Annotated in this window: 28 protein-coding genes, 1 tRNA gene, 1 pseudogene and 1 riboswitch; of the genes and pseudogenes, 23 read left to right on the forward strand and 7 right to left on the reverse strand. The window is 39.0% G+C overall.

Going from position 1 to position 26,965, the window contains the following annotated elements:
* Positions 1–8 precede the first annotated feature (8 nt).
* Both phnC and HNQ41_RS13035 read left to right on the forward strand, forming a co-directional pair.
* Positions 9–746, forward strand: coding sequence for a phosphonate ABC transporter ATP-binding protein (gene phnC, locus HNQ41_RS13030; RefSeq protein ID WP_184664873.1), 738 nt, complete (start codon positions 9–11; stop codon positions 744–746).
* Positions 747–944: 198 nt separating this feature from the next.
* On the forward strand, positions 945–1,034 hold the full coding sequence (locus tag HNQ41_RS13035; RefSeq protein WP_184664874.1) for a YjcZ family sporulation protein: 90 nt from the start codon (positions 945–947) through the stop codon (positions 1,032–1,034).
* A 134-nt stretch (positions 1,035–1,168) separates the two neighbouring features.
* On the opposite strand, the gene HNQ41_RS13040 is transcribed toward HNQ41_RS13035, so the two are convergent.
* Complete coding sequence (locus HNQ41_RS13040; protein ID WP_184664875.1) at positions 1,169–2,128, reverse strand: glycerophosphodiester phosphodiesterase; 960 nt, start codon at positions 2,126–2,128, stop codon at positions 1,169–1,171.
* 347 nt (positions 2,129–2,475) lie between these two features.
* Here HNQ41_RS13040 and HNQ41_RS13045 point away from each other — a divergent pair, with 347 nt between their 5' ends.
* Complete coding sequence (locus HNQ41_RS13045) at positions 2,476–3,255, forward strand: alpha/beta fold hydrolase (protein WP_184664876.1); 780 nt, start codon at positions 2,476–2,478, stop codon at positions 3,253–3,255.
* Between the two features lie 173 nt (positions 3,256–3,428).
* Here HNQ41_RS13045 and HNQ41_RS13050 read toward each other — a convergent pair.
* Positions 3,429–3,525 (reverse strand) — tRNA-Sec (locus HNQ41_RS13050).
* A gap of 224 nt (positions 3,526–3,749) precedes the next feature.
* Here HNQ41_RS13050 and selB point away from each other — a divergent pair.
* Positions 3,750–5,654 (forward strand): selenocysteine-specific translation elongation factor, encoded by a 1,905-nt coding sequence (gene selB, locus HNQ41_RS13055; protein ID WP_184664877.1) that lies wholly within the window; start codon positions 3,750–3,752, stop codon positions 5,652–5,654.
* Between the two features lie 136 nt (positions 5,655–5,790).
* On the opposite strand, the gene HNQ41_RS13060 is transcribed toward selB, so the two are convergent.
* Together HNQ41_RS13060 and selD are read right to left on the reverse strand one after the other, a co-directional pair.
* On the reverse strand, positions 5,791–6,237 hold the full coding sequence (locus HNQ41_RS13060; protein WP_184664878.1) for a PNPOx family protein: 447 nt from the start codon (positions 6,235–6,237) through the stop codon (positions 5,791–5,793).
* Positions 6,238–6,431: 194 nt separating this feature from the next.
* Entirely contained in the window at positions 6,432–7,490 is a 1,059-nt protein-coding gene (gene selD, locus HNQ41_RS13065; protein WP_184664879.1) for a selenide, water dikinase SelD, read from the reverse strand.
* Between the two features lie 153 nt (positions 7,491–7,643).
* Here selD and HNQ41_RS13070 point away from each other — a divergent pair.
* Positions 7,644–7,829: pseudogene (locus tag HNQ41_RS13070) on the forward strand (Rdx family protein); the annotation flags it as partial.
* A 277-nt stretch (positions 7,830–8,106) separates the two neighbouring features.
* Entirely contained in the window at positions 8,107–9,519 is a 1,413-nt protein-coding gene (gene selA / locus HNQ41_RS13075) for an L-seryl-tRNA(Sec) selenium transferase (protein ID WP_184664880.1), read from the forward strand.
* A gap of 52 nt (positions 9,520–9,571) precedes the next feature.
* Here the strand turns inward: selA and HNQ41_RS13080 are convergent, their stop codons facing one another.
* The gene (locus tag HNQ41_RS13080) at positions 9,572–9,706 is read right to left on the reverse strand and encodes a small acid-soluble spore protein P (RefSeq protein WP_184664881.1); all 135 of its coding nucleotides are present in this window, start codon (positions 9,704–9,706) and stop codon (positions 9,572–9,574) included.
* 133 nt (positions 9,707–9,839) lie between these two features.
* Here HNQ41_RS13080 and HNQ41_RS13085 point away from each other — a divergent pair, with 133 nt between their 5' ends.
* Positions 9,840–10,094: a hypothetical protein gene (locus tag HNQ41_RS13085; protein WP_184664882.1), complete on the forward strand. Its 255-nt coding sequence runs from the start codon at positions 9,840–9,842 to the stop codon at positions 10,092–10,094.
* A gap of 109 nt (positions 10,095–10,203) precedes the next feature.
* Here the strand turns inward: HNQ41_RS13085 and sspO are convergent, their stop codons facing one another.
* A complete protein-coding gene (gene sspO / locus HNQ41_RS13090; RefSeq protein WP_221301942.1) occupies positions 10,204–10,359 on the reverse strand; it encodes a small acid-soluble spore protein O in 156 nt (51 codons plus the stop codon).
* A 183-nt stretch (positions 10,360–10,542) separates the two neighbouring features.
* On the opposite strand from sspO, the gene acnA reads away from it, so the two are divergent.
* The 8 genes from acnA (at position 10,543) to HNQ41_RS13125 (ending at position 18,263) form a co-directional block, all read left to right on the forward strand.
* The gene (acnA, locus tag HNQ41_RS13095) at positions 10,543–13,284 is read left to right on the forward strand and encodes an aconitate hydratase AcnA (protein WP_184664883.1); all 2,742 of its coding nucleotides are present in this window, start codon (positions 10,543–10,545) and stop codon (positions 13,282–13,284) included.
* A 131-nt stretch (positions 13,285–13,415) separates the two neighbouring features.
* Positions 13,416–13,532: riboswitch (SAM riboswitch) on the forward strand.
* 224 nt (positions 13,533–13,756) lie between these two features.
* Complete coding sequence (locus HNQ41_RS13100) at positions 13,757–14,866, forward strand: methionine biosynthesis PLP-dependent protein (protein ID WP_184664884.1); 1,110 nt, start codon at positions 13,757–13,759, stop codon at positions 14,864–14,866.
* A 22-nt stretch (positions 14,867–14,888) separates the two neighbouring features.
* Entirely contained in the window at positions 14,889–16,043 is a 1,155-nt protein-coding gene (locus HNQ41_RS13105) for an aminotransferase class I/II-fold pyridoxal phosphate-dependent enzyme (protein ID WP_184664885.1), read from the forward strand.
* Positions 16,044–16,201: 158 nt separating this feature from the next.
* Positions 16,202–16,324, forward strand: coding sequence for a hypothetical protein (locus tag HNQ41_RS16805; RefSeq protein ID WP_281394023.1), 123 nt, complete (start codon positions 16,202–16,204; stop codon positions 16,322–16,324).
* Between the two features lie 50 nt (positions 16,325–16,374).
* Positions 16,375–17,103 (forward strand): YetF domain-containing protein, encoded by a 729-nt coding sequence (locus HNQ41_RS13110; RefSeq protein ID WP_184664886.1) that lies wholly within the window; start codon positions 16,375–16,377, stop codon positions 17,101–17,103.
* A gap of 63 nt (positions 17,104–17,166) precedes the next feature.
* Positions 17,167–17,334, forward strand: coding sequence for an FbpB family small basic protein (locus HNQ41_RS13115; protein WP_184664887.1), 168 nt, complete (start codon positions 17,167–17,169; stop codon positions 17,332–17,334).
* 29 nt (positions 17,335–17,363) lie between these two features.
* Complete coding sequence (sspN, locus tag HNQ41_RS13120) at positions 17,364–17,504, forward strand: small acid-soluble spore protein N (protein ID WP_184664888.1); 141 nt, start codon at positions 17,364–17,366, stop codon at positions 17,502–17,504.
* A 276-nt stretch (positions 17,505–17,780) separates the two neighbouring features.
* Positions 17,781–18,263, forward strand: a complete 483-nt coding sequence (locus HNQ41_RS13125; protein WP_184664889.1) for a VanZ family protein — start codon at positions 17,781–17,783, stop codon at positions 18,261–18,263.
* 48 nt (positions 18,264–18,311) lie between these two features.
* On the opposite strand, the gene HNQ41_RS13130 is transcribed toward HNQ41_RS13125, so the two are convergent.
* Entirely contained in the window at positions 18,312–18,968 is a 657-nt protein-coding gene (locus HNQ41_RS13130) for a TVP38/TMEM64 family protein (RefSeq protein ID WP_184664890.1), read from the reverse strand.
* A 188-nt stretch (positions 18,969–19,156) separates the two neighbouring features.
* On the opposite strand from HNQ41_RS13130, the gene HNQ41_RS13135 reads away from it, so the two are divergent.
* The 8 genes from HNQ41_RS13135 (at position 19,157) to HNQ41_RS13170 (ending at position 26,951) form a co-directional block, all read left to right on the forward strand.
* Entirely contained in the window at positions 19,157–21,523 is a 2,367-nt protein-coding gene (locus HNQ41_RS13135) for an AAA family ATPase (protein WP_184664891.1), read from the forward strand.
* Entirely contained in the window at positions 21,523–21,951 is a 429-nt protein-coding gene (locus tag HNQ41_RS13140) for an acyl-CoA thioesterase (protein ID WP_184664892.1), read from the forward strand. The genes HNQ41_RS13135 and HNQ41_RS13140 overlap by 1 nt, the downstream gene beginning before the upstream one ends.
* A 78-nt stretch (positions 21,952–22,029) precedes the next feature.
* Positions 22,030–22,257 carry a small acid-soluble spore protein Tlp gene (gene tlp / locus HNQ41_RS13145; protein WP_184664893.1) on the forward strand — a complete coding sequence of 76 codons (228 nt, stop codon included), beginning with the start codon at positions 22,030–22,032 and terminating at the stop codon, positions 22,255–22,257.
* Positions 22,258–22,404: 147 nt separating this feature from the next.
* Positions 22,405–22,701: a hypothetical protein gene (locus HNQ41_RS13150; protein WP_184664894.1), complete on the forward strand. Its 297-nt coding sequence runs from the start codon at positions 22,405–22,407 to the stop codon at positions 22,699–22,701.
* A gap of 31 nt (positions 22,702–22,732) precedes the next feature.
* The gene (nadE, locus tag HNQ41_RS13155; protein ID WP_184664895.1) at positions 22,733–23,554 is read left to right on the forward strand and encodes an ammonia-dependent NAD(+) synthetase; all 822 of its coding nucleotides are present in this window, start codon (positions 22,733–22,735) and stop codon (positions 23,552–23,554) included.
* Between the two features lie 22 nt (positions 23,555–23,576).
* Positions 23,577–24,440, forward strand: coding sequence for a PHP domain-containing protein (locus HNQ41_RS13160; protein WP_343043369.1), 864 nt, complete (start codon positions 23,577–23,579; stop codon positions 24,438–24,440).
* 64 nt (positions 24,441–24,504) lie between these two features.
* Entirely contained in the window at positions 24,505–25,596 is a 1,092-nt protein-coding gene (locus HNQ41_RS13165; protein ID WP_184664897.1) for a P-loop domain-containing protein, read from the forward strand.
* Positions 25,597–25,739: 143 nt separating this feature from the next.
* Positions 25,740–26,951 carry an EAL domain-containing protein gene (locus tag HNQ41_RS13170; protein ID WP_184664898.1) on the forward strand — a complete coding sequence of 404 codons (1,212 nt, stop codon included), beginning with the start codon at positions 25,740–25,742 and terminating at the stop codon, positions 26,949–26,951.
* The last annotated feature ends 14 nt before the right edge of the window (positions 26,952–26,965 follow it).

A 26,965-nucleotide genomic window follows, 5' to 3' on the forward strand; every position in this document is an offset into this window, starting at 1 on the left:
GAATAAATGTGATTCAGCTTCGAGAGGTGACGGTTCGTTATCCAGGTTCATCCTATCCAGCGATTGATCAGCTGTCGGTGGATATTTATAAGGAGGAGTTTGTCTGTGTGCTAGGAAAAAGTGGTGCAGGCAAGTCGACGTTCATCCGTACACTCAATGCGCTTCAGCCTGTTTCTGAAGGCGAGGTGCTTGTAAGTGACCAAGCTGTACACTCGGCTAGTGAAAAACAGCAAAGGTCGATGAGGATGAAAGCGGGAATGATCTTTCAGCATTTTCATTTAATTCCTCGCTTAACGGTTTTGCAAAATGTTCTAACAGGTCGTTTTGGCCAAAAGAAAAGCTACCAAGCGCTTCTAGGTTTATTTTCCCATGAAGAACGAGAGCAAGCGTATCATATATTACGACAAGTCGGACTGAATGATATGGCGCAAAGAAGGGTCGATGCATTAAGTGGTGGACAAAAACAACGTGTAGGAATTGCTCGTTCTCTTATGCAAGACCCTGAAATATTTCTTGGTGATGAGCCTGTTGCGAGCTTAGATCCGAGTACATCTGAGACGATCTTTCACTTGCTAAGAAAAATCCATGATGAAAAGCAGCTTCTAAGTATTATGAATGTGCATGACGTCTCGTTAGCACGGAAGTATGCATCAAGAATTTTAGGTTTAAGAGACGGAAAACTCGTCTTTGACGGTGGACCTGATGAATTGGATGAAGCAGCATACCAAACAATTTATGGGGCGTAAGGTGGACTTAAAAATTTTAGACTAAGAATCTTTAAAATCATGATTCATGTCTAATCGCGTTTGCGCTCTAATGAATAAGGTGATTAGTGAATGTCATCCACAATAAATTCAGTGAATCACTCCCACCACTTACGACCCTTACGGGGTGCTTGAAGAGGGAGACTTCTTTCGGAAGTATGTTAAAAGGGGTGTTGTATGATGGCACATCAAGAAAGCGTAGGTTTCGCGTTAATTGTCGTGTTGTTCATTCTTCTAGTTATCATAGGGGCGGCTTATGTAGGTTATTAAGATAACGAGAAAAGAAAGGGTACCTCGAATATATGGGGTACCCTTTTGTTTTGAATAAATTTCATTATCTTGATCAAAGGTTTCGTCGTTTAAATGAGTAACAAGTTGATTGATGGTGTGGACAAGCTTAATGTCTAGTGACTTCTTGATAATAGATCTATACAGTTTCTAATAATTTTTTTCAAGAAAGATGACCAATTGTTAAGGTTTTCATCTTCCTGTTGATGGTACTTGAATGATTTCGTTTCTTTATTGTGATTGAGCTGAATGTTCGTAGGTAATGTGTATTTTAAAAGAGGGTCATTTGTGATGATCCCATCCACACCATATGAGAACATTTTTAAGGCTGTTTCTGGGTGATAAATTACCCATGGGAATGTTTTTATCCCTGTTTGTTGAAGAACATTCACTAAGCGCTCATTTACAGTTAGAAAATAGGGGTTCACGTAATCAAAGTGTTTCGCCCATTTTAAGATCTCCTGTTGTGAAATTTCCGAATGAATATTACATATTAAACCAGTTTGTAATTGTGGGATCATTTTGCTCAATCTTTTGACTGTATCAAGATCAAAGGATTGAATGATGATATCATTTAAATTTGACTTTGGGACCGCTTTGGTTAACGTTTTTGCCAGCTGTTTCTCAATACTAGGGTACATTTCCGGATTTTTTATTTCGATTAAAAAACGAATTTGCGATTGATAACGTTCTAGTGCCTCACTGAGCGTGAGAATTTTTTGTCCATAAAATGAAGGGTGAAACCAATTACCAGCATCTAGTTTCTTCAATTCATTTAAGGTTTGTTTATAAATTGGACCTGTTCCATTTGTCGTGCGGTCAAGCATGAGATCATGAAAGAGTACGGGGTGTCCGTCTTTTGATAACTGAACATCTACTTCAACATAATCAGCATTCATTTTTATCGCTTTTTCGATCGCCGCGGATGTATGTTCAGGAGCGTAAAGAGATGCGCCTCTATGGGCTATGATCTTATAGGGGAAAGGGCGATTGGAAATCGGCTTCTCTGATTGAGTGGATATAATTGCAACCAATAAAAAGATAAGTAAAATTGTGGGTGATAAGTTGTCATTCATGATGCCCCCCCTTTTTTAGAAATGGTTGGTGTTTGTTACACAGATGTAAGCATTCATATATAGGTATGAATGCGTAATGAAATGTGGTAGGGCGAATGAACGGAGCACATAATGATTATGTATTTTTCAGGGGAAGGTTAACGATATAGGTTTCCTGAAAGTTCAAGTTGTTGCATTTAGGGATGATATGTAAATGATTACTTATATTCCCTGGTTTATAGGCGAATGTGATCAAGAAGTAAAAATATCGCTTACTTGTCTATATTTATCCGAAAAAATCATGTATGATATAAATATATATTCTTATTTTTGCTTGATTTGATAGAAAAGAAAAGGTAGTGAAAGGTATGCTAAACTATCAAGTGATTAAAACACATGACCACGATCATTGGATCGTTTTATTACATGGACTCGGAGGAAACTCGTCAATTTGGTATAAGCAAAAAAATGAATTAAGCCAGCATTTTAATCTACTTTTTGTTGATTTGCACGGGCACGGGGAGTCTGAATTAAAAGATCATAAATATCGCCCAACATCCTTGGATGAAGTATCCAAAGATGTGGTTACGATTTTAGATAATGAAAACATTGAAAACGCTTGTTTTATGGGCGTTTCTTTAGGGAGTATTATCGCTAGACATATTGCAATCATCGCCCCTGAGAGAGTAAGGTGTCTGATCTTATGTGGAAGTGTATTGTATTTCAATATTAAATCGAGGATACTATTAGAACTAGCAAATATTAATCGATATTTTCTGGACTATATGAACTTGTATAAATTATTTTCAAAGGTGATTATGCCTAAAAAAAATCATGAAAAATCTCGTAGTGTTTTTATTCGAGAAGCTAAAAAATTGCAACCTAAAGACTTTTTGTTTTGGTTCCATTTTTTAAAAGATGCGAAATCACACTATCATAAATTTAAGATGAGTAATATAAAATTACCCTCGCTGCACATTTTAGGGAATGAGGATCATATTTTTATAAAAACAGCCAAAAAAGAGGCGGAGAAATGCGTTCATTCAAGTATCAAAATTATCGAAGATGCTGGACATTTATGTAACATCGATAGCCCGAATGAGTATAATAAAATTGCTGTTGATTATATTAGAAACCACTTTTCATAAAGGTATTAAAAAACTGTCCAAGAGCCCACGCAGGCTTTGGGGCAGTTTTTTAATATGGAAGATGCTTTGATTTATATTTATCCATAAAAAAACTCCTATATTGTTATAGGAGGGTTACATTTCATTATTTGGTTTCGTAAGAGTATATTACTAAGCCGTAAGTGTCACAGTTATGGCGGGACTGTCTGGGAATCGAACCCAGCAGAGACGGCACGCGCCTCTCAGAAGGTTTTGAAGACCTCGGCGTGCACCAGCATCGCAACCAGCCCCATAGATATATAACAACTACAAACTCTATTTTACATTCTAGTAAAACTGAAATCAACAATAAATTTTTGTGATATAACATAACAAAAAACTATCAGCAAAAGGAGGCACGTTAATCGTTCGAAGGAGAGCGTTATACGCTATATTTTATGGATGTACACTCCCGAAACGAAGTTGCGTGTGGTAGGATAGAATGATGAAGTCGTTGAAAAGAGGGGGCAGGGTTAATGAAACGCTCTTATACGATAGGTATGGCGGGGCATATTGACCACGGAAAAACAACACTCACAAAAACGTTGACAGATATCGACACTGATCGATTGAAAGCAGAAAAGGAACGTAATATATCAATTGAACTAGGGTATGCACCTTTTCATTTAAGTGAAGATACACAAGTGTCTATCGTAGATGTGCCAGGACACGAAAAGTTTATTCGACAAATGATCGCAGGTGTAGCAGGGATCGACCTTGTATTATTAGTCGTGGCCGCCGATGAAGGTGTCATGCCACAAACAGTTGAACATCTCGATATCCTTCGCTTATTAGGTATTAACGAAGGTATGATTGTTGTGACTAAAAAAGATCAAGTAGATGAGGAAATGATTGAACTTGTTGAAGAAGACATTCGAGCTAGTATTGAAGGGACCTTTTTTGAAGGGACGGAGTTAGTATTTGTTGATAGTTTAACAAAAGAGGGGATCGATACATTAAAGAATATGATCGAGCAACACCTCACCCAAGTTGAACCGAGGGACACACGAGGCGCCTTTCGCTTACCGATTGATCAAGTCTTTACAGTACATGGTCAAGGAACAGTTGTTCGTGGCACCGTTTATGAAGGGACTGTCCATGAAGGAGATGTACTGGAAGTATTACCGAGTGAGAAAAAGGTGCGTGCACGTCAATTACAAGTTCATCACGAAAAACGCACGGTTGGTCAAGCAGGACAACGAGTAGCCGTGAATTTAGGTGGCATTTCCAATGACGAATTGAAAAGAGGGGATGTCCTCGTTTCAACGCAGCATTATTTTACAACCGAAACGATTGACATTCATTTAGACACGGTCCATCAGTTGGCGTTTCCTTTAAAGCAACGAATGTTAACGAAATTACATATTGGAACTGCAGAAGTGTTCGGAACACTAGTATTTTTTGATCGCAATGAATCTGCAGAAGACGAAGGCATTCTTTGTCAGCTTCGTTTACAAGAGCCGATTGTAACGAAGCGGGGAGATCGCTTCATTCTACGTAGACCTACACCAGTAGAAACGATAGGTGGCGGCATTGTGATTGACCCTAAAGGTGAAAAATATAAATTTGGCGAAGGAACCATCAAAATGCTGGAGCGAAAAAGGGAAGGTACACCTGCAGAAAGAATATTAGATACATTAAAAATTGAAAAAAGCGCGACAGTGCAACTATTAGTTGAAGAAACCGGGATCATAGAAGATGAAGTGAAAGAACTCGTCGCTGATTTCATTGAGCAAGGCGTGATCATAAATATCGGTTCAACGTATCTTCTTAATAATGTATATGAAGAAATTGTCGAAGTGATGGAAGCTGATTTGCTGGAGTTTCATGAAAATTATCCAATGAGACAAGGGAAAAATAAGGCCGAACTTATTCAAGACTTGCTTCACTATGGAAATGAGCTAGCGGATCTTGCGATTGAAAAAGCAGCGAAAGACGGAAGAGTAAAAAAAGACGGGCAGTATATTAGTGCGCTCGATTTTGTTAGTGTTTATCCAAGTGCATGGCGCAAACGAATGGAACAAGTAGAAAATACCCTTAAAGAACAAGGGCTTAATGTAGAAGTGTGGGGATATATTTTAGAAAATGCTGGCATACCTGAACGCTTGCATGAAGAACTTCGTCATTTCTTATTGCGGAAAAAACGTGCCATCGCTTTAGATGATAAACACTTGGTATCATATGAAAGTTGGCTTGAAGCGATTGAAAAGTTATATGAGAAAACAGGAGATGCATTTAATTTACAGGAAGCAAAATCGATCTTAAATGTGACAAGGAAGTATTTGGTACCTTTGATGGAACAGTTAGATGAACGAGGGCTAACAAAACGGATAGAAAATGAACGTTTTTGGCAAAAGGATCCAAAGTCAATTTTAAAATAAACAAAACAGATGCTCTTTTTGATTGGACGTTGTCGCTGTAAATGACCGTTTCTTTCGTCCTTATGTAATAAATAAGCGCTGCCTCTTAGTTGATGATTAATCAGCTCGGGCAGCGCTTTTTGAATAAAGGTTGTGACTACTCTTTTAATAGCGCGTAAATTTCGTCATCTAACTTCTTCGCTAAATTCGGATCATATGTTTTTTCGTATGCTGGTTCTTGCGTAATTTTGCCACCGTAAAAAATCACGTCTTCTACAGACTCAACGTCTACAGTGATGACACGGAGTTTCATCGTTCTTTCGATGACATCAGACACTGTTCCTTTACCTGTAATGGAATAACAGCTTTCCGCACCAATTACACCTAGAACGAGGTGAGGATTTCCTTGGATATTTTTTGCGCTGTGTGCATTGTGTCCTACAGCAAATTTAATTTTATCGCCCTCAGGGTGAGCGACGAGCCATGAAATGACGCTTAAATTCGGCTGATTTGTTTCACCATCTGTGGTAATTAAGGAGACGATTTTTTCTCCTTGTAATAGATCGATTAACTCTTGACTTAGTTTTTCTTGTGCTTTTGACATCATTTCCCCTCCTGTAATGGTTATACCATCCTTCGTTTTAATCTTCGAAGGATGGGGGTTGTTTGTAAAAAAATGTTCAACATGCTCATCAACCCATCATTGAATGAAAATGGCTTAATCATGTGAATATGAAAGGCCATAAAACCAACAACTTCTTCTTTTAAAAGTTGTATGTGGTATTATATCAAATTCTTTCATTTAACAGTAATAAAATGATCGCCATTTCTTTCTGTTACACGACCGATAATCGCTGCATCGATATGAACGCTTGACTTAAGTGTTGAAAGGTAAGCTTTGCTTTCTTCTTCAGACATGCTGATCAATAAGCCACCAGAAGTAATTGCGTCACATAAAATGAGTTCGTCTTCTTTCGTTAATGAAGCATCGTAATCGATGATAGATTCTAACCAATGGTGGTTGGCTTTCGTCCCCCCAGGTACAACACCGTCTTTAGCAAGTTGCTTTGTACCAGGAAGCAGAGGGACTTTTTCATAATCGATCTCAAAAGTGACGTCACTGGCTTTTGCTATCTCATAGCCATGCCCTAATAGCCCGAACCCTGTTACATCGGTTACCGCACTTGGGTTAAAGGAAGACAATGCTTCGCAAGCGTGCTTATTTAATTGGGCCATCGTTTCTGTAACAAGCTTTTCTTGCTCTGGCGTAGTTTTGTTCCGTTTAATACCTGTCGTAAGGATACCGACACCAATCGGTTTTGTAAGGACAAGAACATCTCCTGGCTTTGCGCCTACATTTTTAAATATGCGCTCAGGGTGCACAGTCCCAGTGACAGATAAACCAAATTTAGGCTCTGCATCGTCGATAGAATGGCCTCCTGCAATCACTGCTCCAGCTTCAGCTACTTTATCACTAGAGCCTTTTAGAATATCAGCAAGGATGTCTGCAGGGAGCGTCTTGATTGGGTAACCAACAATATTTAAAACCGTCGCGGGCTTTCCGCCCATTGCGTAAACATCGCTCAAAGCATTAGCCGCTGCTATTTGGCCAAACATATATGGATCATCCACGATCGGCGTGAAATAATCAATCGTCTGGATTAAGGCGATATCGTTTGTTAACTGAAATACGCCACCATCATCTGATGTTTCGTGTCCGACAAGTAATCGCTCGTCAGAAGTCGTATTAGGTAAATGACGCAAAACTTGCGCCAGGTCGCTTGGACCAATTTTACATCCTCAACCAGCTTTGGATGATAACTCAGTTAAACGAATGTCTTCTCGTTGATTAGTCATATGATCACCTCCTAACCAATAGTATACGCGTTATATTTGCAAACTACCAAACGTTACCTTAAAATGAAACATAATCTTCAAATTAAGAAGGGGTTTTGTAACATGGCTTATTACGTACAAGTTGAATTTTGTATGCAGTGAAATTATGCACCGAAAGCTGCGAGTTTCGCAGAATCGTTATTTAACCATTTTCGTTCTGATATTTCAGACCTTAAACTGACGCCAAGTTCTGGGGGAGCGTTTGAAGTGACTGTTAATGATAAGAAGATATATTCAAAATTAGAAACAGGTGAATTTCCGGATCCAAAAACGGTTATAGAAACGATGGAAGGGAAATAATACTCGTTTTAATTGCCGAGGGCAAAGTGTGATGTCGTGACACACTTTGCCCTTGTTTTTTTATAAACTTTTTGCAAACTCGTGAGTTACACATTTCGACAATTCTTTTTAATCACCTTTTTAATGATGTATAATATAGATGGGAAATTAATTTAAGGGATCAGGATCGACGGTAACAAATTATTAAAAGTAGTAATCGGAAAACACCCTATTTTACGCCGAAATAAACTTTAGTCAAACGGAAGTAAATATGATGATTTTAACGAAGGAGACAACAATGAAACACTTATTAAAATTTTTACCATCTGTCGATGAATTACAGCGACATCATTTAGTTCAGCGATTGTTTGAAGAAGCGGATCTATCACTTGAAAAAGGGACGAAATTCATTCAACAAACACTGAATGAGATTCGCCAATCGTTAATTGATGGCCAAATGGATCACCCACCGGAAACTCGCGAAGCGTTTCGTTCGTTTATTGTTGAAGCATTATCAACGAAAATCCATGAACAAGGTCAATTTCAGCTGAAGCGTGTTATCAATGGCACAGGTGTGGTCATTCATACAAACTTAGGAAGGTCAAGGTTAAGTGAAGGTGCGATTGAACGAGTTGTAGAAACGTCTCGCAATTATAGTAATCTCGAATATGATACTGATACAGGAAAGAGAGGCTCACGTCATTCGATTATTGAGCAAAAGCTCACAGAAGTGTGCGGGTCAGAAGCGGCAATGGTCGTAAATAATAATGCAGCTGCTGTTTACCTCATTTTGCGCGCGCTAGCGAAAAATCAAGAAGTGATCGTCTCTCGTGGTGAACTTGTTGAAATAGGTGGTTCTTTCCGCGTTTCTTCTATTATGGAAGAAAGTGGAGCGAACCTTGTGGAAGTTGGTACAACGAATAAAACACATGTTTATGACTATGAACGAGCAACGACTGAAGATACGGCGATGTTTATGAAAGTACATACAAGCAATTTTTATATGCAAGGTTTTACATCGGATGTTTCGACGTCACAATTAGCAGAGCTTGCAAAGCTTCAGCCAAGTGTGCTTGTTTATGAGGATTTAGGCAGTGGTTCGCTTTTTCCCTTTAAACATCACGGGATTGGTTCGGAACCGGTTGTGAAAGAAGCGTTAAATGCGGGCGCAGATATTGTGTCGTTTAGTGGCGATAAGTTATTAGGCGGTCCTCAAGCAGGGATCATTGCAGGGGATAAATATTTGATTGATAAGCTAAAACGTCACCAATTAGCACGAGTTTTGCGTGTTGATAAAATGACATTGGCCGCTTTAGAAGCGACGTTAAGTGAGTATCAAGAAAACGAATTGAACCCTGCTACAACAATTCCAACTGTAAGAGATACATTAGCTTCAAAAGTAGACATAGAAGAAAAAGCAAAGTTATTTCGTGATGGTGTCGTAAAGAAAACAAACCAAATTCATATTGATTTAAAAGAAACCGTATCTCGTGTTGGGGGCGGCACGATGCCAGAAGTTGAACGGCCGACAGTCGCTGCGGTATTAGAAAGTGAAGTTTATTCCGCTGAAGCTTGTCAAGAGAAACTCCGTAAAGGAGAGCCGTCTTTTGTAACACGTGTACATAATGAACAAGTGTGGATTGATTTTCGCACAATCGAAGAAAACGAAATCTCCGAATGTATCGACCTCGTCAGTCAGAGGCTTGCATGAATAAGGTACTCAGTCCTTTTGCAACCTCAAAAGGACTGAGACAAGAGCGGTTTTAACCTTCACCGTCCGTTTGACTAACGTGGTTTGCTTTTTTTGTTTTCTTGGACCCTTTCATCGGTTCAGGCTGGTGGCTCGGAGCTCCTTTTTGCGCATTGCGTCGTGGGTCTTTCGCGTTATGGCGCTGCATATATTCTCCTCCTTTCTAAAATGGGTTAATTTTAGGATGACCTGATCGTGGTTTGGTTCATTCATTTGTTCGAATAAATTGTCATAAGAGAGAGGAAGCTATAGGTGAATTTGATTGCAAAGGAGTGACGGTTGTGCCATTTGATAAAAATAAGCAACAAGCATTTCAAGCAGCTCAACAAGCTTTTGTAGAAGCGCAGCACGCAACAGAGGATCTTCATTATGAAGATGTAGATTATGGTCATGAACATAAGCTTGCCCAACAAGAAATTAATGAAGCTTTCCAAGTCATTGAAAAAGCGCACATTACGGCAACGGAACACCAAAAAGAACAATTACGTGCTTATGAAAAAGAATTAGAACGAATGCGTCAACTTCTTCAAGATTGAACGATCTCTTATAACAACAGGAACAAATGTTCTCGCGGCATAATAAATAAGCGGGCTGTCTTGTCAGACTCCTTTTAAATGGAGCACATGGACAGCCCGCTTTGCTCATTTATTGACGTTTTTTCGTTTTTTTGTTGAAGGCCCATTCAGTTCCAGTTCGACCGTGTTGACGGTTTTCACCATGGTTGTAGCCATTACCTTGACCTTGCGAACTTGCTTGATTCATTCCTGGTCGAACGTGACTAGATCCTCGTCTGTTAATCAAGTTTTCACCCCCACATTTTTAAGTTGGTGAAAATCACTTCATCTTATACGATAAGCTTGTTGAAAAAACAATGAAAAAGAGGTGTCAAATGTAAAATAAAAAAATTTATGACATTTTTTTAAATGAATGATTTAGATAATTTTGAAATATATGATATGATAGTGAGTGAAGGAGGGGATACTAATGGGAAACGAAAATAATTCATTGTATGATGCAGCACAGTCTTTTGAAGTGAATGGAAAAACGTATCGTTATTATGACCTAAAAGCGCTAGAGCGCGCCGGTGTTGCAAACGTTTCCAACTTACCGTACTCAATTCGAGTACTATTGGAATCAGTTCTTCGCCAGTATGATGGCAAGGTGATTAAAAAAGAGCATGTTGAAAACTTGAGCAAATGGGGAACTGATGAAGTAAAAGGTGACGTCGATGTACCGTTCAAACCATCGCGTGTCATTTTGCAAGACTTCACGGGTGTTCCAGCGGTTGTCGATCTCGCTTCATTAAGAAAAGCGATGGCGGACTTAGGCGGTGATCCGAAAAAGATCAACCCAGCAATTCCAGTTGACCTCGTCGTAGACCACTCAGTACAAGTTGATGATTTCGGAAGTCCTGAATCGCTCCTTCGTAACATGGAACTAGAATTTGAGCGAAATGAGGAACGTTACAAGTTCCTAAACTGGGCACAAAAGTCATTAGACAATTACCGTGCTGTACCACCAGCGACGGGTATTGTGCACCAAGTGAACTTAGAGTATTTAGCGAATGTTGTTCATGAAGGTGAAGATGAGGATGGCCAGCCGGTCGCTTACCCTGATACGCTCGTCGGTACTGATTCGCATACGACGATGATTAACGGCCTCGGTGTTCTTGGCTGGGGTGTTGGTGGTATCGAAGCGGAAGCTGGTATGCTTCAACAGCCTTCTTATTTCCCTGTACCAGATGTAATTGGTATGAAATTTACAGGTGAATTGCAAAAGGGAGCAACAGCGACAGACTTAGCGTTGAAAGTAACGCAAGTATTGCGTGAACATAATGTCGTCGGAAAATTCGTTGAATTCTTCGGTCCGGGACTTAAAAATATGCCACTAGCAGATCGTGCAACGATTTCAAATATGGCGCCTGAATACGGAGCGACATGTGGTTTCTTCCCTGTCGATGAAGAAGCATTAAATTACATGCGTTTAACTGGACGTAGTGAAGAGCAAGTTCAATTAGTTGAAGCTTATTCTAAAGCGAATAACTTGTTCTACTCTCCTGATCAAGCAGACCCTCAGTTTACGAAGGTCATTGAGTTAGACTTGTCAGAAGTGGCAGCAAACTTATCAGGTCCAAAACGTCCACAAGACTTAGTACCTTTATCTAAAATGCAAAAAGAATTTAGAAATGCACTTACTGCTGAGACTGGTAACAAAGGCTTCGGACTCCAAGAAAATGAAGTTGAACAGTCTGTAGAAGTGAAGCATCCAAACGGTAAAGAGTCAACATTGACAACAGGCTCTTTAGCGATTGCAGCGATCACTAGCTGTACGAATACATCGAATCCACATGTTATGCTTGGTGCAGGTATACTTGCAAAGAATGCCGTTGAAAAAGGCCTCGATGTTCCAGAGTATGTGAAAACGAGCCTTGCACCTGGTTCAAAAGTTGTTACACGTTATCTAGAAGATTCTGGCCTTATGACATACTTAGATCAACTTGGATTCAACCTTGTTGGGTACGGGTGTACAACTTGTATTGGTAATAGTGGTCCGCTTCCAGATGAAATTGAAGAAGCGTTAGCGGATAATGATTTGGTCGTTTCGTCAGTTTTAAGTGGTAACCGAAACTTTGAAGGACGTATCCATCCGCTTGTAAAAGCAAACTACCTTGCTTCACCACCATTGGTTGTTGCTTATGCATTAGCAGGTACAGTTGACATTGACTTGCTTAATGAACCAATCGGTCACGATAAAGATGGAAAAGCTGTTTACTTCAACGACATTTGGCCATCGAATGAAACGATCCAAAAAACAATGGAAGAAGTTGTTACACCAGAACTATTTAAATCAGAGTATGAACGTGTGTTTGATGATAATGAGGAATGGAACAAGCTTGAAACAACGGATGAGGACCTATATAAATGGGATTCTGAATCAACGTATATTCAAAACCCTCCATTCTTTGAAAATCTATCACCGACACCAGACAACGTTGAACCGCTTCAGTCGTTGCGTGCAGTAGCGAAGTTAGGAGATTCTGTTACAACAGACCATATTTCACCAGCTGGATCGATTGCAAAAGATAGTCCAGCAGGACAATACTTAATTGAAAAAGGTCTATCTCCTGCGCAATTTAACTCGTACGGTTCTCGTCGTGGTAACCATGAAGTGATGATGCGTGGTACATTCGCGAACATTCGTATTAAGAACCAACTTGCACCAGGTACAGAAGGTGGCTATACAACATATTGGCCAACAGGCGATGTCATGAGTATTTATGACGCGGCAATGAAGTATCGTGAAGACAACACAGGGCTTGTTGTTTTAGCAGGTCATGATTACGGAATGGGAAGCTCACGTGACTGGGCAGCAAAAGGTACAAACCTACTCGGCATTAAGACAGTTATTGCGGGAAGCTTTGAGAGAATTCACCGTAGTAATCTTGCGCTCATGGGTGTGTTACCGCTGCAATTTAAAGAAGGTGAAAGTGCAGATTCACTAGGGCTCACTGGTAAAGAGACATTTGATGTTCATGTTTCAGATGACATCCGTCCACGTGATATCGTCCGTGTCGATGCGAAAGACCCTGAAACAGGTAAAGAAACATCGTTTGATGCAATCGTTCGATTTGACAGTGATGTCGAAATTGATTACTACCGTCACGGTGGTATCTTGCAGATGGTACTAAGAAATAAATTAGCTGAAGAAAAACAGCCGCAACAATAAGTTTTATGGCTAGGCCAGGCTCCATTTATTGGAGCCTGGTTTATATTTTTGAAAAAGAAAAAATCTATTGAAAATTCAAACAATATAAGTTACCATACATATATATTATTAAAAAGTGGATATTTATCATGTTCTTATCTTGAGAGATGGAGGGAAAGGCCCAATGAAGTCTCAGCAACCAGCCGGAAAATGGACTTCTGGTCAGGTGCTAAGTCCTACAGATTGCTTATCAGTCTGACAGATAAGGAGAAGAGAGCTCAGTAAAGTGTGAAGCCCATCCCCTTCTTCTTATTAGGAAGCAGGGGGATGGGCTTATTATTGTATAACAAATTGATGTCACTGTAGTTCATTCTACTAAATTTTTATTTTTATTATGGTCGTGTATTTAATGTGCTAGCCTCTAGTGCATGCTAGCGCTCATCACATTTCTAGTTTGTCATTGCAACTAAACGTGCACAAGAGGTGATTAATGATGAAGGAACTGGATTTAGAAACAAAGCTCGTTCAGATTGGAAACCGAAGTGAAGAAAGCACAGGATCAATTAGTACACCCGTTTACCTTTCAAGTACTTTCCGTCACCCGAAACTAGGTGAATCAACTGGGTACGATTATTCCCGAACTGGAAACCCGACAAGGTCGATACTCGAGGATGGGATTGCGCGCCTTGAAAACGGTGATTGTGGATTTGCGTGTTCGTCAGGTATGGCTGCTGTTCATACCGTTTTATCATTATTTGAAGTAGGAGATGAACTGCTCGTTTCTTCAGATTTGTACGGTGGTACATATCGTTTGTTTGAGGAAGGTTGGAGTAAGTGGGGCATTCATTTTAAATATGTTGATGTGCAAAACATTGAAGCATTTGAAGAGATGATCAGCCAAAAAACAAAAGCCATCTTTATTGAAACACCGACAAACCCGCTCATGCAAGAAGCTGATCTTCATGCATTTGCGTGTTTAGCAAAAGAGAACGATTTACTTCTCATTGTTGATAATACTTTCTACACGCCAATCATTCAGCGTCCACTAGAGAAAGGTGCAGACATTGTTATTCATAGTGCATCGAAATATTTAGCTGGACATAATGATATCATCGCAGGGTTGATTGTTTCCAAAGGAGAAGAACTTTCAGAACGAATTGCTTATTATCAAAACAGCATAGGTGCGATTTTATCACCGATGGACTGTTGGCTTTTAATTCGAGGGATGAAAACACTTTCGATTCGTATTGAAAAACATGAAGAAAATGCGCAGAAGATCGCAAAGCATTTACAAGCTCACGAAGCGGTCAATGAAGTGCTTTACCCAGGAAGAGGTGGAATGATTTCATTTCGTGTTTATAACGAAGGTTGGGTTGCATCAATTTTAGCTCATTTACAAACGATCTCGTTTGCTGAAAGTTTGGGTGGTGTGGAAAGTTTGATGACATACCCTGCAACACAAACACACGCTGATATGGATGAGGAAGTTCGGTTAAAAAATGGTATATGTAATCGTTTATTGCGCTTATCTGTAGGTATTGAATCAAGTGATGACCTTGTTAATGATTTAACCCAGTCGTTAGATAACGCAATGAACGAATAACCGGTTAGAAAGGGGATTCATAATGGTTGTAAAGTTGAATCATGAATGGCAAACTGAATTACTTCATCATAAAGGAGCGACTGATCCGACGACAGGGGCAGTAAGCGTACCTATTCAACCAGCATCAACGTTTCATCAATACGATGTAAACGAATTTGGAGAGTTTGACTATGCGAGGTCGAACAACCCAACGAGGCAGAGCTTGGAGAAAGCGATTGCCCATTTAGAAGAGGGCACAGACGGATTTGCTTTCTCTTCTGGTATGGCGGCAATTTCTACAGTTTTAATGTTATTCTCACAAGGTGATCACCTACTTGTTACAAAAGATGTTTATGGTGGAACGTATCGTCTCGTAACTGAAGTATTAGGAAGGCAAGGAGTTGACATTACGTTTGTAGACATGACGAATTTAAATGAAGTTGCTCAATCATTCCGTCCTAATACGAAAGCAGTATATATTGAAACACCATCGAATCCAACAATGAAAGTAACAGATGTGGAACAACTCGTCCGCTTAGCTAAAGAGCATGACTGCTATACGATCCATGATAATACATTTATGACCCCAGCATTACACCGTCCACTTAATCAAGGTGTGGACATTGTCGTACATAGTGCCACGAAATTTATCGGTGGCCATAGTGACTGTGTTGCAGGTTTAGCAGTAACAAACAGCCCGGAATTGGCGGAGAGGATTCATTTTTTGCAAAACACGTTAGGAGCTGTTCTTAGTGTACATGATTGCTGGCTTATCATGCGTGGTTTAAAAACGTTGCACGTAAGAATGGATTATGCAAGTAAAACTGCGATGCAATTAGCAGAGAGGTTGCAAGCACATCCGAATGTAGCACGTGTTTTTTATCCTGGCCTTCGCTCACATGAAGGTTACGATATTCATCGTAGGCAATCTGAAGGACCAGGTGCTGTGTTTTCCTTTGAATTAAGCGAAGACCAAGACGTTAACCAATTTATTGAGAAAATGGATATCCCTGTTTTTGCTGTCAGCCTAGGTGCAGTTGAATCGATTCTATCTTATCCTGCGAAGATGTCTCATGCGTCAATGCCTGAATTTGAACGAGAGGAAAGAGGAATCACTGATCGTGTTTTAAGGTTGTCCGTAGGATTAGAGCATGTAGAAGACCTTTGGGGTGACTTCAAACAAGCATTACAAAACTAGAGGACATTGTATGAATATATGTCATGACTAAAAAACGTTGGTTATTTAACACCAACGTTTTATTTTTAGGGTCATTAATATTTCACGTACCGTATTTGATACATAATTTAAACAAAAACAAAAACACTACGATTAGATCATCTAAAGGAGGTATGAACATGGGGCGACAAAAAAAGGGAAATCCCAATGCACAAAGAAACGAAAATAAGAAAAAGCAAGGTAAAAACAATCATCCAAGATCATATGCAGAAGTTGAAGTTGAAAAAATGCGAAACGATTAACAGTCACTTAAACATTGTGGTTGTAAGGTCGATGAAAGGGTGTGGCGGTTGTGTTTGATTTTTGGACTGGGGCAGAAGATCTCCCAGTTTATGGTTATGTCATTAGGGCGGCAATCGTCTATATTTATGTTTTTGTTCTTATAAAGGTTCTTGGTCAACGTACAATTGGCAATATTCATCCCCTCGATTTCTTATTTGGCGTTATTATCGGGGATGTCCTTGGTGAACCTTTAGCGGATGGAGACACAGAATTAGCAGGACCTTTTGCCGCAGCTGCTTTGATTGGAGGAACCCATTTGTTCCTTTCCTATTTGGCCTTAAAAACACCTCGATTTCGCCGTATTATTGAAGATGAGCCATTAGTTTTAATTGAAAATGGCCAAATACTGCACAAGGAACTTCGTAAGGCCAAAATTACAATGGAGTCACTTTTAATGGATTTACGTTTAAACAGTGCAGTTGATTTAAATGAAGTCGATTATGCGGTTCTAGAATCAAGTGGTCAAATTAGTGTGATTAAAAAGAGTCAATATGATTCATTATCACCTAATGACATTGGTCAATATCCACAATCGAAAGGTTATCCAACAGTGCTTATCCAAGATGGGCATGTTATTGATACAAATTTGAACAAGGTGCGCGATCGCACATGGCTTTATGAACAATTACAACGTCACGGCCTGAATGACCCATCAGAATGTTTCTTTCTGACATTAGATAATAGCGGATCAGTGTATTTGTGTCCGTATACAAACGAAAACGAAAAACAAAATGCATAATAAAGGTATGAAACATTCCAAAGTCGGCGAAGATAACTGTAACGGATATAAGAGGTGATAACTATGAGCAATCGTAAAAAACAACGTTTTGATGACCTCGTCGCAGAATATAGACAAAGACTTTGGAATGACCCTGAATTAATGCGAGAGATTGAAAAGAGACTTGATGAGAAGCATGAAGCTCGTTTAAAACGCTTAAACGATGACGACTCTTCTTCACTCCATGCCTAATTTTAGGTGAAAGAGAGGGGGGAATTCATATGAGCTCACAAAATAAAAGTGCACGCTATCGTCCAGACCATCCTGGAACACAACCAGTCAAAAGCGACTTGAACAAAGGTAAGAAAATGGCGATGAAATCAAATGAAAAGCCAAATTATATCCCTACACATGGTGAATAGCTTTTCATACGCACAGTTTTTAAAACTGTGCATTTTTTTAGTCAGTTTAATTTTCTAAAACTTTCAGCAAGTTTGTTATCTCCCTGGTTGCGAGTCAAAAATGAACGACGGTAAAGTGTATAGATGAGAGAATGATCGGGCGTAAAATCAATAGGAACACTAAAAACGAACATGAAAAAAGTTTGTAACCTGCTTTTTATACTTGCGTTTGTCCATCGTTCATAAGATAATTAAATACATATGAATGTCACCAGCGGGGTGTTGAAAATTTCATCGATGAGAAAACGCATATTTTGGCTTATTCTTTCCGAACGCAAATTTATCATGATATGCTTCATTGTCTATGTACTTTTCTTATTTTATATCACGTTATTTGCATGGAATCATGGGGCTTCATTAGGAGATGAAGGGCCAGGTGGACGAAATTATAACCTTGTACCGGGATTAAGTATTTATCGGATTGCTGTTTTTAGTCCAACTTATATTGACCCACTTATTATTTTATTAGGAAATGTGTTGTTGTTTTTTCCTTTAGGTTTTTTTATGACTCACTTATTTAAAATAAAGTGGCCGTTATTATTTGTGACAATTTTAGGTTTTTTCGTATCGCTGTTTATTGAAGTAAATCAGTTTCTGTTCACACAGCGAGTTGCTAATGTAGATGATTTAATTTTAAATACATTAGGTGCTTTTTTAGGGGCATTGTTTGCATTAACATGTCGCTTCTTCAACAAATGGGGGCAAAACAAAAAAGCCTAGTTCCACTGTTTAAAATAAAACAGAAGGAACAGGCTTTTTTGTTGCGGTTTAATGTGATTCATATGATTTTGTTGGAACAACTGTACGTTCAACATGCTTTTTCCATAATCGATAACCAGTATAGACGACGGCTAAGAAACTTCCATATATTCCGATCGTCATAAGAATATCGGTTGGATTTGTCATCACAAGTTCACCGATGACTGCAAATAGAATCATCGCAGGAATTTTCCCTAATGAAGAGGCAATTGCATAAGCGGCAAAACCAATACGACTCATTGCAGAATAAACATTAATAATAATCGATGGTATAATAGGAATTAATCTTGTTACGAAAATGGTCATAAAGGCGTTTCTTTCGAACAAAAGTGTAATTTTTCCGAGTGTTTGATAACGGTGCAATAATTGAACGCCAATGTCTTGAAACCAGTAACGAACGAATATAAACATAATTAGTGATGCAAAAGTGGAACCGAGCCAAGTGACTAATCCCCCTAAAGCTGATCCGTAAACTGCACCGATGACACCGCCGACAATGGGGTAAGGGATAACTGGAAATAGAGACATTGTTGTTGCGATGATAGTCGTCAATACGACGTATTCACCGTCATTATTGTGTACCCAATCAAGAAGTGGTTCGTGAAAAAGATAAATAAGTAATGCGATTGCAACATAAAGGAATGCAACAAAGATTTTTTTATACATGATGGGCTCCTTTAATTCCTGGATGTTCAAAATATAACGTATTCATTATACAACTGTAGTATAGGTTTGTACATTAAAATTAAAATGACGTCGATGATTTGAAAACATACTCTTTCGTTATACTTTAATATGTATGAAAAGTGTGTCAACACGTCGACTTTAAGTTGCCTGAGTAAGGAGGTTCTTAAATGCAAGAACGAGATCGAAACACAATGACGTGGGAAGAGGTTAAGGACGCACTCTCTAAATGGGACCTTGCGAACCCCCCTAAGGAAACCGAAGTGATGAGGTGGATGTATGACGTTGAACATTTAGATCAAAGTGGTCGTGATGATCATATAGAACAAGAGGTGTTTGAGAAACTTTATACATATGCTGCTTATGCGCGATTTGAGCGCTTGCAATTAGAAGATGAGAAAGTAACAGATTGGCTAACGTTGGCTGAATCAATGTGGGGAAGGACGGATGACTATCATTGGGTTAATATAAAAATGGTTTCTAATCAACTTCCAGAAACAGTTCTATCCCAGCCGTTACGCCATATTCGACAAACGGATAACGCCAATACAAAAAAAGCAACCGTAGATGAAACGCTTACCGTTCTTGATGAGTTTTTTCAAACATATGAAGCGTTAAGGTTTCGCTTGAAAAGAGGAAAATCTTCCAGCGAAATACTTAATCAACATGAAGATTTAGATCAATTTCAAATGTTGATTTCAACGTTGGATGAGTTAAAAGAACAGGCATCTAGCTTATATGAAGCAGCACATGCATTTCGTTCATCCATTTCTGGGATTTATTATTCTAAAGATTATTTAGTGAATATGGTCAAAGCAATTGATGAGGTAGAAATCTTACAAACGACTTGGTACAAAGCAGTTCAAGACTTTTCTCCCGAGCAACAAGAGGGGGGAGGTGCCTTACGAACGTTGGAACAGATGATCGGCCTTGCAGATGTAAAAAATCGAATTTATCAATACTATCATTATTTATATTATCGTCGTGAACGTGAAAAACGTGGGTATCGCTTTAATGATGATGTGAGCTTAAATATGGTTTTAACGGGTAACCCAGGTACAGGGAAAACGACATTGGCGCGACTTTTAGCAAATATATATTATGAATTAGGTGTTTTACCTAGTGAAAATGTGTTAGAGGTGGATCGTTCTCATCTTGTCGGATCTTATGTTGGGCAGACAGAAGAAAAGACGATGGAAGTGATCAAACAAGCAGTTGGCGGTGTGTTGTTTATTGATGAGGCTTACAGTTTAAAACGTGAAGGAAGTAGTGGTAATGATTTTGGTCAAACAGCGATTGATACGCTTGTTGCTGCGATGACAAGTGGTGAATACGCTGGGCGTTTTGCTGTTATTCTTGCAGGCTACCCAGAAGAGATACGCACGTTTATTCGTAGTAATCCAGGATTAAGAAGCCGTTTTCCCGAATCAAATATGATTCACTTGCCTGACTACAGCATTGACGAGCTTTTAGAAATTGGTGATCAAATCGCACTTGATAATGACTTTCATATATCTGAAAAATCACGTTATGCTTTAAAACAACGAATAGAAAAAGAGCAAGTTGATGAATTATTCGGAAATGCCCGTAGCGTAAAAAATATTATTATGGATGCAATTTTCCAAAAGGGCGCAAAGGTGGCAGAAAATCATCAATTTAATGACGATGCGTTTACGCTTCTTGAATCTGAAGACTTTCTCATGGATGACGAAGAGCAAAGGGAGCAAAATGGAAAGCAAATGCTCGATGATTTAGTTGGTTTAACAAACGTGAAACGCGAAGTTGAACAACTTGCTTCTTTCGTACGCGTGCAAAAAAGTCGCAGAGAACAAGGATTGCCGACTGTTCCAATCGAATTACATAGTGTTTTCACTGGCAATCCAGGGACAGGAAAAACAACGGTCGCACGTATTTTATCGCAAATTTTATATGAGTTCGATTTACTAAAACGGGGTCACCTTGTTGTTGCAGGTCGAAGTGACCTCGTCGCTGGCTACGTAGGACAAACAGCGATAAAAACAAAACAAAAGATTCGTGAGGCCTTAGGCGGTGTGCTGTTTATTGATGAGGCGTATTCTTTAGCGAGCGAAAGTGGACAAGACTTTGGAAAGGAAGCGATCGATACGCTTGTTGAGGAAATGAGTGCTCATAGAGAAAATCTCGTTGTGATCTTAGCGGGATATTCAGACGAAATGAAGCACTTATTTCAAACAAACCCAGGGTTAAGTTCCCGCTTCAAAAATACCTTTTTCTTTCCTGATTACTCAGCTGAAGAGATGGTTGCCATTGTCGAACAAAATGTTCAACAATTTGGCTATATGATCACTGAAGAAGCAAAACAAACTTTACTGAGCAAATTTTCACATCAACATACAAGTGGGAACGGTCGTCTTGCTCGAGACATCGTGCAATCAGCGATCAAAATGCAGGCTGAACGGGTGGTGAATGAATCAATTTCAGTTAATGAAGATAAGTTCTCTTTATTACAAAAGGATGATTTTACCCACTCAATATTCACGAGAGGGGACATGAAATAATGAAAATTTCTACAACAAATGTGCAAGTTCGTTACGCAGAAACTGACCAAATGGGTGTTGTGTACCATGCGAATTACCTTATTTGGTGTGAAATGGGGCGTACTCAACTCATAAATGACTTAGGATTTCGCTATCAAGATATGGAGGAATCTGGGATATTAGCACCTGTAACAAATGTCAATTTATCGTACAAACACCCTGCAAAATATGGTGAAACGATTTTAGTAAAAACTTGGATTGAGCAGTATACAGGTGTGCAAACAACTTATGGGTATGAAATAACGAACCAAAATGGTGATGTTTGTGCATTTGGGACAACTGATCACGTTTGTGTAAAAAAAGATTCGTTCCGCCCAGTGCCATTAAGACGTGTGTTCCCAGATTGGCATGAAGTATATGAGGCCAACAAGAAAGTCACCACATCTTAACTCCCAGTGATTCCTACACATTGTCTATATCAATCGCGCGATAATAAAGTATGAAATCAGCGAAGGAGGTATGTGACAATGGCAAAAAAGGATAATCGCATGAATAATGTTGAACGACTTGAAGATATGGTGAAAAATACTGAGCATAATATTGAAGCTGCTAATGAGATACTTGAGCACTCATCGATGAAGGAAAGCGAGCGTCAACAAATTAAACAAAAAAACCAGCGTCGCAGACAAAGTATTGAGAGTTTTAAAGAAGAAATTGCCGATGAAAAATCTGATCGTCAAAATGGGAGAGTATAACATAAGTAAAGGTGGGCCAACTGTCAGTTGGTCCATCTTTACTAAGAAACATTGTGAGATTACTTAACAATTGTCCTCGTATCCGTTGATTTAACGATAAGGATACATGGTACAATAATCATAATTGATGACTCAAAGGAGATCGTTATGGCATTTGGAATAAAAAAGCATGAATTAGAGCAATGGAAAAGCCGAGCGAGGTCAGGAAACATCGCGATTTTGACTCATTATTGGTATGACGAACGCTTTCCTGAATTGCGCACAGTCACGAAAGTAGCTTGCAGTAATATGGACGTTTTAAAGAAGTGGGGACGTCAATATGGCCTAAAACCAGAATGGATTCACATGCGTGAAGATTTTCCACACTTTGACCTTCTTGGTGAACGACAATTACAAGTGTTAAAAGAAGAAGGGTGCCTTGAACAAATCAATCGTTTTCAATAGTATGGAAGATCACTAAGAAAGGGGTAGGAGAATGACTACACAATCAGATATTATTCAAACATTGCAAGTACAGTCAACGATCGACGTAAATCATGAAATTCGAAAACGTATTGACTTTTTAAAATCTTATGTTAAGCATACAGGACTGAATGGTTTTGTGCTTGGTATTTCAGGTGGACAAGATTCTACGTTAGCGGGCAAATTAGTTCAACTAGCTGTAGATGAATTAAATGAAGAAAATAGTAAAACATACACGTTTATTGCGATGCGTTTACCTTATGGCGTGCAGTTAGATGAAGATGATGCACAAGATTGCCTTGATTATATTTCGCCAGAGCAAAGGGTCACCGTAAACATTAAACCAGCCGTTGATGCTAGTTACGAGCAATTTTCTAAAGCGACAAATGAAACGATGAGTGATTTTGTCAAAGGTAATACGAAAGCACGCGAACGTATGAAAGCCCAATATGACGTTGCTGCACATTACAATTGCCTCGTTGTCGGTACTGATCATGCAGCTGAAGCTGTAACGGGTTTTTATACGAAATTTGGTGATGGCGCATGTGATATCGCACCTCTTTTTGGTTTGAATAAACGACAAGGGAAATTATTATTAAAGGTATTAGGTTGTCCAGAACCCATGTATCAAAAGGTACCAACAGCTGATTTAGAAGATGATCAGCCGCTCCTTCCTGACGAAGAAGCCCTTGGGTTTACTTACGATCAAATTGATGATTTTCTAGAAGGAAAGTCGATCGCCGAAGACGTAGCTGAAAAATTGACCAAGCGCTACAAAATGTGTGAGCATAAAAGACAGATGCCTGTAACTGTTTATGATCATTGGTGGAAATAATCGAAAGAAAGGGGTATCTAACGTGAGCGAACATCCTTACTCTTCTGACTTACATATGCATTCAACAGCCTCTGATGGGGTTTATGACCCAGCGAAATTAATGAACCTTGCTGCTGATAATGGTTTAACAATCGTTTCACTCACGGATCATGATACTGTAAGTGGAGTTAAAGAAGCGCAAAAAACAGCAGAAAAACGAGGCCTCATATTTATACCAGGGATTGAATTTTCTACGAAAGAGGGAGGGGAAAGTGTTCATATTCTTGGTTATGGCTACGACATTGACAATCAGGCATTTTTAAAAGCCTTAGAGGAACAACGTAAAATGCGCGAAGACAGACTAGAAAAAATGGTTAAAAAATGTGCTGCGCATGGCGTACCATTAACGAGAGAAGACGTCATGGCTCACGTGGATGGCAGTGTCATTGCCCGACCTCATGTTGGTCAAGCGATGGTGGAAAAGGGCTATGTACAATCTGTTAAAGATGCGTTTGATCGTTATTTAGCTGAGGGGAAACCGTGTTACGTTGCAAAGGCTAAAGAATGGTCACCAGAAGAAGCGATTGAAATCATTCACAATGCAGGCGGCTATGCTATTGTAGCCCATCCTGGCCATTATGATCTAGATGACCGCATTGAACAATGGGTAAAGGATTTTGGGTTAGACGGTGTAGAAGTCTATCACCGAGATCACGATGAAAACCAAGTGAAACGTTATGAAGAAATTGTTCAAGACATTGAAAATAAACTTGGGAATGATTTACTTATAACAGGAGGATCTGACTTTCATTCTCCTGATTATGGGAGAGATAAAGAAGAACTTGGTGTAACGAAACTTGCTGATCATTTTGCCGAGCGACTTGTGAACCTTTGTGAAAAAACATGATGCGGTCACCTTCTATGTATAGGCGCATACACTGATACAAAACTCTCTGTAAAGGCGGTTGTATATGAATAACAATATTGCCTATCATCTTGAAGGTCATACAAGTCAAGGTTTTTACACATTAGTTCCTGATTTATTGAAGAAAACAGACCATTCACTGTTTTTAAAAGGTGCACCTGGTACCGGTGTAGATCGGGTGTTAACTTCTCTTGTAGAAAATGAGTTTAAAGATGTTGAAACCCATGAGATTAAAAGTCCAGATGATGCAGAACGCCTTGTTGGTTTATATGTCCCGGCGTACGCTTTATTCATTTATCATGATCCTTTAACTGCACCAATCAGTGATCAATTCCCACAGTTATATGGTGATACGATCGATTTCAATGAAGTGGTTAATGAAAATAAAATAAAAGCAAACCGGTATCAATTACACGATCATTTCGTAGAGATGAGGCATCATCAGTTAAAAGCGTACGAACACTTTTCGGCTGCGAAACGGATTCATAAAGAAAAAGAAGAGATTTATTTGTCAGCATTTGATACGTATGAAGCAGACAGGATTGCTGACGAAGCGATCAAGCGCATTTTCAAGGAACCTAGAGCACCGGTAGAAAAGCCTCAATATGAAGTGCGTTTCTTTGGCGCAGCTACATCAAAAGGGCCGACTCATTTCATTAACGAGTTAACTGAAGGTTTATCGCAACGCTTGATCATAAAAGGGAGATCTGGTAGTGGTAAATCGACGTTAATGAAAAAAGTTATAAATCACGCATATGAAAATAGGGAACATGTTCATGTTTACTTTTGTGCCTTAGATCCAGTAAGTGTTGATATGGTCGTTTTACCAGATCGCGGTATCACAATGTTAGATGGAACAGCGCCACACGTTATTGACCCGACAAGGCGTGAAGATGAAGTGGTCGATATGTTTGATCGCTGTATCGATGAAAGTGTTGAATCCGAATACGTTGATACGTTATCATCTATCAATGATCGTTATAAGGTGGATATCAAAACAGCGACAAACCATTTAAAAGAAATGGTCAATGTGTACCACGAAATCAAACAGATTTATCAATCAGCTATTGAAGAGAACGTTTATAATCAAAAATTCAACGAGTTAAAGGCGCACATTCAAACGATCGTTCAACCATAAAGCATGTATAAGCGTCTCAATGGTTGCCGCAGCTGTTGAGATGCTTTTTTTGTCACCTTTTCGTTTGACGAAGGAACTGTTCCTAATCTTGGGAAGCGTGCTATCATGTAATGAATGTGTTCACCTATAAGGAGTTTGTTATGATGGATCCATTGGATATTGTTATGAATCAAGAAAAGGTTGTTCCTTTTTTTCAACCGATTTTCAATGCAGAACAACAGCTCATTGTTGGTTATGAAGTGCTCGCTCACTTTCCAACTAAGGAGGGTATGGTCAGTTTACAGCCCTTTTTTTCAGACCCTACGGTCCCTGTAGAATATAAGTGGGCGGTAACTGAGGTTGTTTATCAAAAAGCGTGTCAGAAATTTAAATCTTCTGCTCAAGAAGGGTTGTTATTTTTAAATGTCTCAACCGATGTCATCTTATCATTAGATGTACATGAGCGTATGATTGAATTGTTTCAAGAACTAGGTGGCGATGAATTCTTACAACATTTAGTTTTAGAATTTAGTACTATATTTGACTATGATATTGAAAATATCAAGCGATTGTTTCAGTATTTTCGTAGTTATAACATCAAACTTGCGATTGATGATGTGAGTTACCAAAATAGTAGTATTAATCGATTTGCCTTTTTAGAGCCTGAGATCATTAAAGTTAATATTGCTGTTAGTTATGATCAGGATGTAGGTCATTATTATCGAGAAGTATTAGATACAATGGGATTATTTGCTCGAAAAATTGGTTCAACTCTAATGTTTGAAGGCATCTCTGAGTTATCCCACTTACATGTAGCGTGGCGACACGGCGGTTCACTTTTGCAAGGTCACTACTTACAACGGCCATATGAATCGTTTCAAACGCCAGATTGCCAAAGGGTAAAATTACAAGAAATGATCGGTTCGTTTATCCGATTTGAACAAAATAAAATTAGAGAACAGTTGACTTTAACGAGAGAATTTGATCGTCGCGTTCAAAAAGTTAATCAGCAGAAACTACAGGAAGATGCCGATACATTGGCTGAAAATTTAGCATATCAATTTGATCCAGAGGTGTTTCGTGTTTATATTTGCTATAGTGACGGTTACCAACGTTCAGCTAACTGGATAAAAAACAATGATGGAAAATGGGTTGCGGATGAAAACGCGAAAGGGAAAAATTGGAGTTTTCGTCCTTTCTTTTTAAAGCAAACATTACAAATGGAAAAGCATAGGACCGGGATTTTATCAGATTTGTATCATGATATCGAAACAAATGAGCGTATACGTACATATTCTTGTCCAATTGGTCAAGGGATGTATGTCTATTTTGATTTAGCAGCTGAGTATGTTTATGAAAGAGATTGGCTTTTGTAAATGAGGATAGGAAG

The sequence above is a fragment of the Texcoconibacillus texcoconensis genome (assembly GCF_014202575.1).
In the GTDB taxonomy this organism is placed as follows: Bacteria; Bacillota; Bacilli; order Bacillales; family Salisediminibacteriaceae; genus Texcoconibacillus; species Texcoconibacillus texcoconensis.